Annotated in this window: 8 protein-coding genes; 4 read left to right on the top strand and 4 right to left on the bottom strand. The window is 51.0% G+C overall.

The window, feature by feature from the left end; all coding sequences use genetic code 11:
- Window positions 1-360: 360 nt before the first annotated feature.
- The 3 genes from Q8K39_RS14155 to Q8K39_RS14145 all read left to right on the top strand — a co-directional run bounded on the left by Q8K39_RS14155 (window position 361) and on the right by Q8K39_RS14145 (window position 3,149).
- Window positions 361-1,125, top strand: coding sequence for a hypothetical protein (locus Q8K39_RS14155; RefSeq protein WP_305261133.1), 765 nt, complete (start codon window positions 361-363; stop codon window positions 1,123-1,125).
- A gap of 141 nt (window positions 1,126-1,266) precedes the next feature.
- Window positions 1,267-2,331, top strand: coding sequence for a dihydroorotase (gene pyrC, locus Q8K39_RS14150; RefSeq protein WP_305261132.1), 1,065 nt, complete (start codon window positions 1,267-1,269; stop codon window positions 2,329-2,331).
- Between the two features lie 17 nt (window positions 2,332-2,348).
- A complete protein-coding gene (locus tag Q8K39_RS14145; RefSeq protein WP_305261130.1) occupies window positions 2,349-3,149 on the top strand; it encodes a DUF3025 domain-containing protein in 801 nt (266 codons plus the stop codon).
- A 35-nt stretch (window positions 3,150-3,184) separates the two neighbouring features.
- Here Q8K39_RS14145 and Q8K39_RS14140 read toward each other — a convergent pair whose 3' ends face one another.
- The gene (locus Q8K39_RS14140; protein ID WP_305261129.1) at window positions 3,185-3,433 is read right to left on the bottom strand and encodes a YdcH family protein; all 249 of its coding nucleotides are present in this window, start codon (window positions 3,431-3,433) and stop codon (window positions 3,185-3,187) included.
- A 309-nt stretch (window positions 3,434-3,742) separates the two neighbouring features.
- On the opposite strand from Q8K39_RS14140, the gene Q8K39_RS14135 reads away from it, so the two are divergent.
- A complete protein-coding gene (locus Q8K39_RS14135; protein ID WP_305261127.1) occupies window positions 3,743-5,356 on the top strand; it encodes a sensor histidine kinase in 1,614 nt (537 codons plus the stop codon).
- A 2-nt stretch (window positions 5,357-5,358) separates the two neighbouring features.
- Here Q8K39_RS14135 and Q8K39_RS14130 read toward each other — a convergent pair whose 3' ends face one another.
- The 3 genes from Q8K39_RS14130 to Q8K39_RS14120 all read right to left on the bottom strand — a co-directional run bounded on the left by Q8K39_RS14130 (window position 5,359) and on the right by Q8K39_RS14120 (window position 9,720).
- Window positions 5,359-6,162 carry an ABC transporter substrate-binding protein gene (locus Q8K39_RS14130; RefSeq protein WP_186956290.1) on the bottom strand — a complete coding sequence of 268 codons (804 nt, stop codon included), beginning with the start codon at window positions 6,160-6,162 and terminating at the stop codon, window positions 5,359-5,361.
- Window positions 6,163-6,310: 148 nt separating this feature from the next.
- Window positions 6,311-6,775, bottom strand: a complete 465-nt coding sequence (locus Q8K39_RS14125; RefSeq protein WP_186956291.1) for a DUF2147 domain-containing protein — start codon at window positions 6,773-6,775, stop codon at window positions 6,311-6,313.
- Between the two features lie 119 nt (window positions 6,776-6,894).
- Window positions 6,895-9,720: a valine--tRNA ligase gene (locus Q8K39_RS14120; RefSeq protein ID WP_305261124.1), complete on the bottom strand. Its 2,826-nt coding sequence runs from the start codon at window positions 9,718-9,720 to the stop codon at window positions 6,895-6,897.
- Window positions 9,721-9,938 lie beyond the last annotated feature (218 nt).

Here is a 9,938-nt window from a genome sequence, read left to right as displayed (position 1 = left end):
GGCTTACGTCATCACTGTAGCCGCAGGTACAGCAGCTGGTACTTATGCTTTCCAAAACATCGGTGGCACTGTAGGTACAGTTGACGCAACTGACTTTATCGTTAAAATCACTGGCGCAGGTTCCATCGTCGCTGGCGACTTTATCGCTTAATTCGGTTGGTAATAGCAGGAGGGTAATCCTCCTGTAAAGTGATAAAAAAACGAGCCCGGCACTGCAAAGTGCCGGGCTCGTTTGTAACTGAAGTCACCATTCATAGATACAATAAAATTGCTGCGTATTTGCATGTGAAGCATCACAATCACGGCACCGCCATTCAGCGATTTCTCATGCATTTATTCCCTTCTTCATTTGCTTTAGTGATGCAGTCTATAGTCTGCTCCATACTTGCCTGCCTGACGCTGGTAGTTGCACCAGTTCATGGCACTGAGAGCGAAAGGGCAGTTGATGCAAAAAACTGCAGAAAATTAATACCTGATGAATATCAATGGCAAGCACTGGACTGGTCGCATCTGTGGGCAGCAGACTTACCGCGCGAATTAAAGATTTTCCCTGAGCAGCAACCAGACTGTGCTGTGCATGCGGGAATCTGTGCTGATGCAAAAAGCAAGAAAACCATAGTGGTCGATGTGGACGTGTTTTTCAAAGACTCTGCCATCTGGAATAAGCCTGAGCAACTGCGAGCCTATATGGCGCTCGTCAACCGTTATTACCAGCAGGCGCGCATTGGTTTCAATTTCAAATTTCGTCCGGCAAGTGAGCTGCCAGCCTGGACTGAAAATCGCAATCAACTGACAGTGATTTTTGCCTCAGCCATGCCCGCACCGGCAGGTAAAGTTGCGGATGCATTTGGTAATTTGCCCGCAGGCAAAGCAGTGTTTAACGATGTACTCATGAAGCGCCAGGACCGACATGCCAATCCCTATTTCATCATGGGCAAACCTTTAGGGCATGAACTAGGGCACGTACTAGGTCTGGCGCATACGCAGGACAAAGCTTTATTGATGACACAGGGCACTTCATCGCAAAACGCACTTGATATATTGCCTGAACAGGCATTGATCATGCGGGTCATGGCATTGCAGCGTTTTGGTGGCAAACTCGATTCCGTGATTGCATGCCACTAAGGAAATGTAACGCTGAATAATTTGTCATTTCATTATTTTAGCAGAAACACCTCCCGTGAAATGCCCTTGAGCAATGCTTGCAAAGGTGCTTAAGATGGACGAAAAAGGTAAAATGCCGGTATTCCGTCACTGCGAGCTACCATGACTGCCCCCACTTCAAGCACTTCACCGCAACAAATCACGATTACCCGTCCCGATGACTGGCATTTGCATGTGCGCGATGGCGCAGCCCTGGCCAGCGTGCTGCCGCATACGGCAGCACAGTTTGCCCGTGCCATCATCATGCCAAATCTCAAGCCGCCAGTCACGACGACTGAACAGGCTGCCGCCTATCGTGAGCGCATACTTGCTGCCTTGCCAGCCGGCATGAGTTTCGAACCGTTGATGACCCTGTACCTGACAAATAATACGCCCCCAGATGAAATTCGTCGCGCCAAAGACAGCGGTTTCGTCCATGCCGTGAAACTATATCCGGCTGGTGCCACTACCAATTCAGACGCCGGTGTGACCGACCTCAAAAATTGCTACAAGACTCTGGAAACCATGCAGGAAGTTGGCATGCCCTTCCTGGTGCATGGTGAGGTTACGGATGCCGAAATTGATTTGTTTGACCGTGAAGCCGTGTTCATTGATCGCGTCATGCAACCATTGCGCAAGGACATGCCGGAATTGAAAGTAGTGTTTGAACATATCACCACCAGCGATGCTGCCGCCTATGTGGCACAGTCCGGCGGCCCGATTGCCGCGACGATTACACCCCATCATTTGCTTTACAACCGCAATGAGATTTTCAAAGGTGGTATACGTCCGCATTATTACTGCCTGCCGGTACTCAAGCGTGAAACCCACAGACAGGCGCTGGTTAAAGCCGCCATCTCGGGCAGCAAGCGTTTCTTCCTGGGTACAGATTCGGCCCCTCATGCCAAGGGTTTGAAAGAACATGCCTGTGGTTGCGCCGGTTGCTACACCGCCCTGCATGCAATGGAATTGTATGCTCAGGCTTTTGAGCAAGCTGGCAAGCTTGATCAATTGGAAGCATTTGCCAGTTTCAATGGCCCCGACTTTTATCAATTGCCGCGCAATAGCGGTAGCATTACCCTGGTGCGCGAAGACTGGCAAATGCCGGCTGAATTGCCATTCGCCGATACCACCATCGTGCCGCTCAACGGTGGTGAAACCCTGCACTGGAAAATGCGCGTCGCCTGAACTTTGCCTGCATTTTCATGACACCACGTTTCTTTGATGACATAGACTGGTCGCAAGCCTGGTTTGCCGCTGTACGTGAAGAGGCGCAAGGCTTGCTGGCGGCAGATGACTGGCGTGCGCAACTCAATCAGACTGCCGGGCAGTCTGGTTTGAGCAATCATCTTGAACTGCCACTACGCTTTATTACTCAGGAAGAATTGCCCGAAGGCACAGCGTATGAAGCACATATCAGCGCGACCGGTCTGGTGCCTACCCGCGAGAATCTTCATGATTTTTTCAATGCTCTGGTATGGCTGACTTTCCCCGCCATCAAGCGTCAATTGAATGCGCTGCAGGCAGCGCAAATTGCGGCTTGTGGCATAGGCAAGTCTCGCGGCCCCGCGCGGGATGCTGCTACCATCTTTGACGAGAACGCTGCCTTGCTGGTGGTTGCCGATACGGCGGAGGGGGCCAACCTGATCACGGCCCTGCGCGCCCATGCATGGCAGGATGCCTTTGTTACGCAGGCTGAAAAATTTGGACGCTGTGCAGAGGTTTGGTGTTTTGGCCATGCCTTGATGGAAAAACTGGTCAAACCCTATAAAGCGATTACTGCCCACACTTGGGTAGTGACGGTAGCACCAGAGTACTTCGAACTGGATGGCCCAGGCCGACGTTCATATATTGACAAAATGGTCGCTCAGCAATTGGCAGAGCAAGCTTTGACAACGGCAGACTACACACCTTTACCTGTCCTTGGTCTACCAGGCTGGTGGACGCAGCAAGATGCTGCTTTTTATGCCGATCAACAAGTTTTCAGGGCAAAACGCCAGAGTTGAGTCTGGCGGTTCACTGTAAGCATACCCAGGATTGATTAAGCAGCAGCGCTGGTTTGCAAGATCTGGAATAACTGATCCTTCAGACTGACACGTATTTTCTTCAAACCTTCCAGTGCTGCATCGCCCAGATGTTCGGCACCATTTTCTGCACGATTGATGGCTTTATCAGTTTCATCATATTCGTTAAACAATTTGGCGAAATGCGCGTTGCCAGTTTTTAATTCGTGTATGGCTTGCTTGTATTCCGGAAATTCTGAAGACAGGGGGTGATGATCTACTTGCATGGACTTCCTTCTAGGGTTGTTGTGGTAACGAGGAGAAATTTCCTTGTCTTCATACTAAGCGTATGGAGCCTCGCCTTGATGATCTACATCAAGGCGAGTCAAGAAATTTTTGTTGACGTTCCTGCTTGCCTCAGTGAAATGTGAATCAACAAGTATGGCGACGATTTCAGGTAGAATAATTGTGTAATGCGATACGCCTTGGAACGATCATCGCAATAAGACAGATTGCTGCATCACTCACAGCCAGCATCAAGGTGCGGGCAAGTTCTGCCGTAAGGCAGTCAGGCTAAACCGGGACTGGCCACTGCCATGCTCAGCAAGCATATACATCATCCAGAGTCACCAGATCAGCGTGGTCATGCACGTCAGCTAACCTTGTCCTTGCGCAATGCTATTGTACTTGGCATAGGTCTGGGCATACTGATACCTGCTATTTTGCTGGGAACCATGTTGGCCAGCGATAGCTATCAGCGCGAATTTGAAGTCCGTGTGCGTGGCTCGCTCCAGCAATATGCCAGCATGCTGGAGCAAACCATGCCTGTGCCTTTATGGCAAGTTGATACAACCAGTGCGCAGAGTTTCGTTAATTCGGTCATGCTTAATCCCGATGTCGTACGCATCGTTGTTGAAGATGCAGCTTTGGGTCGCTTTGTGCATGCCGAACAAGCAAATGTGCAGAAACAGGGTTTGCTCAGCGAAACCCGTGACATTCGCAAGGATGGTGCGGTCATAGGGCGCGTCACAATAGAAATGAGCAGTCATTTGATGGAGCAGGAATTCCTGAAAAAATTCCTCAAGGGCGGGTTGGCCATCCTGGTGCAATTACTGATTTCCTTTTTCTTGTTGTGGCTGTTATTCCAACGACGCATGATGCGCCCACTGCAGCAATTGCAGCGCGATGTGGATCGTTTGGGGCAAGGGCAACTGGCCGATGCTGTCAGTGTCGCCAGGGCAGATGAACTTGGTAGTCTGGCCCTTGGTGTGGATTCCATGCGTTTGCGCCTGGGTGAATTGATGCACGAGCAAGCCAGCCACAATGCTACGCTGGAACAACGTGTTGAGGACCGCACCAGGCAATTGCATGCCTCAAATCAGGAGTTGCGGACAGCACTGGATGACCTCAATACTGCGCATGCTGAAATTCAGCGCAGTGACAGGCTGGCAGCACTTGGCTCTCTGGTGGCAGGTGTGGCACATGAACTTAATACGCCAATTGGTAATTCTGTCACCGTGGCCAGCACCATCCATGACCTGAGCCGGGAATTCAATAAAAAAATGGAACAGGGCGTTACCCGTGCAGCCTTACAAAATTATGTCGACAATAATCTGGCGGCCAGCGATATTTTGTTGCGCAATCTGCATAGCGCTGCTGAGCTGATAGGCAGCTTCAAACGTGTGGCTGTGGATCGCACCAGCGCCCAGCGCCGCGTCTTCCTGCTGGATGAAGTGATCAGGGAAATCCTCCTGACCATAGGTGCAGGCATCAAGCGAAATGTGCATGAAATACGCATGGATATTCCGCCGGAAATACGAATGGATGCCTATCCAGGTTTATTGGGGCAGATCATCAGCAATCTCATCAATAATGCGATCCTGCATGGGTTTGAAGGGCGCGAAAACGGGCTCATTGATGTCAGTGCGCGCCTGCTTGATACTGAGCCAGCGTCAGTGGAATTGAGTGTCAGAGACAATGGCATAGGGATAGCAGGGGCCAATCTGGGACGCGTCTTTGATCCCTTCTTTACCACCAAACTCGGACAGGGAGGGAGTGGCCTGGGCTTGAATATAGTCTATAACCTTGTCAGCGACGTATTGGGCGGTAGCATACACGTTGAAAGCCAGCCAGAAATAGGCAGCAGTTTCATCATGCAATTGCCCCTGTGTGCTCCTGGTCATGAAGACATGGGCAGGCGTTTGCTATAAATTCAGTGCGCAGTTTTAGCCACATCCGACCAGCCCTGTGGGCAATTTACCTGCGACGACAATTTTTGATATTCACCAGACGCCCGCAGTTTTTTCAAGCCTGCATTAAAAGCCGCGACCCGGCCAGCACTGCTCGGCAAACCCCGTGACATCATCAGGTGAGTGGTGAAACTGTCTGTCATCAATTTTGGGTGCGCAGACAATTGCGCTGCGTCAGCCGGGGAAAAATTGCGTGCCAGCAAATCACAGGTGACATTTCTTTCCATAGGGGCGATATCCACGCGTTTTAACAACAACAGGCGCAGGGCTGCCATGTCGTTTGGCAGCTTTTCCACTTTCAGCTCAGCTTTGTTGGCCATGGCCCAGATTTCTGGCGTATAGGTATAGTCTTGTATCATGGCGATGCGATACGGGCGCAGGTCAGCCAGTTGCTGCCATTTGAAATCCAGTGCATTGCGATAGACAAACACCCATTGCTCGGTGATGACATTGTCACTCAGGAAAAAGCTCACGTCATGTTCTGGTTTATGTCCCCAATATGCGGTGCCATCCCACTTGCCAGCACGGCTTTCTGCCAGCGCCCTGGACCAGGGCAGGAAAGTAAATTCTACCCGGTAGCCCTCCAGTTCAAAGGCGCGCCGCACTATGCTCAGGGCGATGCCTTTGTCAGGTCGGCTTTCAGTAGCATAGGGGGGTAATTCGCCGGTGGCAATTTTGAGTAACTGGGCCTCAGGTTTTTGTGCCCAGGCCAGCCCGTGTGATATCAGCAGGGCAAGTGCAAACAAGGACGACCAAGCTTTTTTCATGACACCGCCTCATAAATAAGGGATTCAAGAGCTCATCATCTGCTTTATTAGGCTTTATGGCAAGTCGCCTGCTTACAACATAGTTGCTGGATTGAAATTGAAAAAGGGAGCCTAAGCTCCCTCTGAAGTGCGGGCTCAAGCCTGTGATTTATTGCTCGCGCAACCAGGTCTGGGTACGGCCAAACATGGGTGCACCTATATAGCCGCGTACATTGAGTTTCTTGTTGTTTTCCACAATGCTGAGTTTGCTGCTGTACAGCTTGCCATTACCCGGATCAAGGATTTTGCCGCCGGTGTATTCATCACCGTCTTTTTTCAGTCCTGACAAAATCGTCATGCCAACGATGGGCTGGTCTTTGTTGGCACCTTCGCACTTGTCGCATTTTGGGTTTTTGTCGGTAACATCGGCTTCCAAAAACAGTTTTTCTATCTTGCCCTGCAATTCGCCGGCAGTTTCGGTAATACGGATCAGCGCCTTGGGTTTGCCTGACTTGTCGTCTATGCTCTTCCACAGGCCGACGGGGCTTTCTTCAGCCTGCGCCAGCAGGGGCATACCGGTGAGTGCGATAAATGCGGATAGTACGGATAACACAAGTGGAACTGTTTTTTTCATGCTGTCTCCAAAAGAAAAACTGCGGTCTCTGATTTATGTGATTTGATTGTACGTGGCAAAATTTTCACCACGTACAATATTTTTAGAGTACCTACTTTAACCCACGATATTGCAACATCTTATGCTGGTGGCAGCTTACCCAGCTGTTCCAGCAGTTTTTGCAGGGTAGCTTTGAAATTCGCCAGGCGTTCTTTCTCAACCGCGATGACCTGTGCAGGTGCCTTGGCGACAAAGCCTTCGTTACCCAGCTTGGTCTCTATCTTGGCAATTTCACCTTCCAGGCGGGCGACTTCCTTGCTGATACGTGCACGTTCTGCTGCCACATCGATTTCCACCTTCAGCATCAGCTTGGATTCGCCGACGATGGATACCGGTGCCGGTGAATCTGGTAAGGCATCAACCACAGATACTTCAGACAATTTCGCCAGGGCTTGCAAATAAGGCACAAAAGATTGCAGGCGTGCCTTGTCTTCTGCATTGGCGGCTTGCAACAACAGCGGCACGCGCAGGGCAGGGGACAATTGCATTTCACCACGCAAGTTACGGCAAGCGTCGGTCATGCCTTTCAGTGCCTGCATCCAGGCTTCTGCCGCAGTGTCGACATTTTCAGCGACGAACAGCGGATAAGGCTGGATCATGATGCTGTCGCCAGCCGGGTTCAAAGTCTTGCCTGCCAGCGGAGCCACGGTTTGCCACAAAGCTTCGGTAACAAAAGGAATGATAGGGTGAGCCAGGCGCAAGATCACTTCCAGCACGCGCAAGAGTGTGCGACGTGTGGCGCGTTGCTGCGCTTCATTACCTTGCTGTACCTGTACCTTGGCCACTTCCAGATACCAGTCACAGTATTCATCCCAGACAAACTTGTAGATGGCAGAGGCGATATTGTCGAAACGGTAGTCGGCAAAACCTTTTTCGATCTCGGCCTCGGCGTGTTGCAGGGTAGAGATGATCCATTTGTCAGCTTGTGAGTATTCGAGGTCAGCTTCTGTGACACCAGCACCAAAACCACAATCCTTGTCTTCGGTATTCATCAAGACAAAGCGGGTTGCATTCCACAGCTTATTGCAGAAATTGCGATAGCCTTCACAGCGGCCCAGGTCGAAATTGATATTCCGGCCCAGAGAGGCATAGCTGGCCATGGTGAAGCGCAGGGCGTCAGTACCATAAGCAGGTATGCCATCGGCAAATTCCTTGCGCGTGGCTTTTTCTATGCTGGCAGCCTGTTTAGGATTCATCAGGCCAGCGGTGCGTTTGGCGACCAGTTCATCAACACTGATACCGTCTATCAGGTCGATAGGGTCCAGGGTATTGCCCTTGGACTTGGACATTTTCTGGCCGCTGGAATCACGTACCAGACCATGTACATATACGGTATTGAAAGGCACCTTGCCGGTGAAGTGCGTAGTCATCATGACCATGCGCGCTACCCAGAAGAAGATAATGTCAAAGCCGGTCACCAGGACTGAAGATGGCAGGAACTGTTTGATATCCGGTGTTTCTTCCGGCCAGCCCATGGTCGAGAACGGTACCAGCGCAGACGAGAACCAGGTATCGAGCACATCTTCATCCCGCTTCAATGCGCCAGTGTAACCAGCAGCAGTTGCTTTGGCTTTTGCACCAGCTTCATCATGCGCAACAAAAATTTCGCCATTGTCGCCATACCAGGCCGGGATTTGATGACCCCACCATAATTGACGTGAAATACACCAGTCCTGGATATTGGTCAGCCACTGATTGTAAGTTGTCGTCCAGTTTTCCGGGATGAATTTGATTTCACCGTCAGCGACTTTTTCCAGTGCCACTTCAGCAATGGATTTACCTGGGAAGTGCGTGCCTTCCGGCGCCGGCTTGCTCATGGCCATGAACCATTGGTCAGTCAGCATCGGCTCAATGATCACGTTGGTACGGTCGCCACGTGGCACCATCAGCTTGTGTGGCTTCACCGAATCCAGCAAACCTTGCGCATCAAGGTCAGCAACGATTTGCTTGCGGGCGACGAAACGGTCCATGCCTTGATACACAGCTGGAGCATTTTCATTGATCTTGGCATCCAGAGTAAAAATGCAAATCATCTCCAGTTTATGACGCTGGCCAACAGCATAATCGTTCAAGTCATGCGCAGGCGTGATCTTCACGCAGCCAGTACCAAATTCCTTGTCAACATAGCTGTCGGCAATTACCGGGATTTCGCGGTCAGTCAGCGGCAGCTTGAGCATCTTGCCAACCAGGTGGATATAACGCTCATCCGTCGGGTCAACTGCCACGGCCACGTCACCCAGCAGGGTTTCAGGGCGTGTCGTCGCTACCGTCAGATGGCCGGAACCATCTGCAAACGGGTAGCGGATATGCCACATCGAGCCATCTTCTTCTTCCGACACCACTTCCAGATCAGATACTGCAGTGCCCAAAACTGGGTCCCAGTTGACCAGGCGCTTGCCGCGGTAGATCAGGCCTTGCTCTACCAGTTTGACGAAGATATCGGTCACGCTCTTCGAGCGTTCGGCATCCATCGTGAAATATTCACGGTCCCAGTCGGCAGAGGCACCCATGCGGCGCATCTGGCCAGTGATGGTGGAGCCGGATTTTTCTTTCCATTCCCAGACTTTTTCCAGGAATTTTTCACGGCCCAGGTCATGGCGTGAAATCTTTTGTGCATCCAGCTGGCGCTCCACCACGATTTGCGTAGCGATACCCGCATGGTCAGTACCCGGCACCCAGGCCGTATTGTGACCGCGCATACGGTAGTAACGCGTCAGGCCATCCATGATGGTCTGGTTGAATGCATGGCCCATGTGCAGGGTGCCTGTCACATTCGGCGGCGGCAACTGTATCGAGAATGAGGGTTTGCCTTCATCCATGGTGGCGGCAAAATATCCACGTTTTTCCCACTCACCACGCCAGGATTGTTCGATTTCTGCGGGCTCAAAAGACTTGGCTAATTCCATAATATGATCTGCGGTGATTGCTAAACCTTTGATTATAAATGAGGTAAGTGCATATGTCGGCTTTTCCTGCAGGTAGCCCGAATTTAAATTGCATTAATAATAATTAATATCGTAGAGCTTGTGATAAGTCGGCAGTGTTGTGAGAAATGCCCGTTGCCATCACGCATCCTGCTTGTTGTTGCCGGAAGGATTGGATTATTATGGTTGTAAACTCCAGG

Origin of the sequence: Undibacterium sp. (assembly GCF_030683615.1) — a bacterium.
GTDB classification, from domain to species: domain Bacteria; phylum Pseudomonadota; class Gammaproteobacteria; order Burkholderiales; family Burkholderiaceae_D; genus Undibacterium; species Undibacterium umbellatum.
This window is presented reverse-complemented; position numbering and strand designations above follow the sequence as displayed.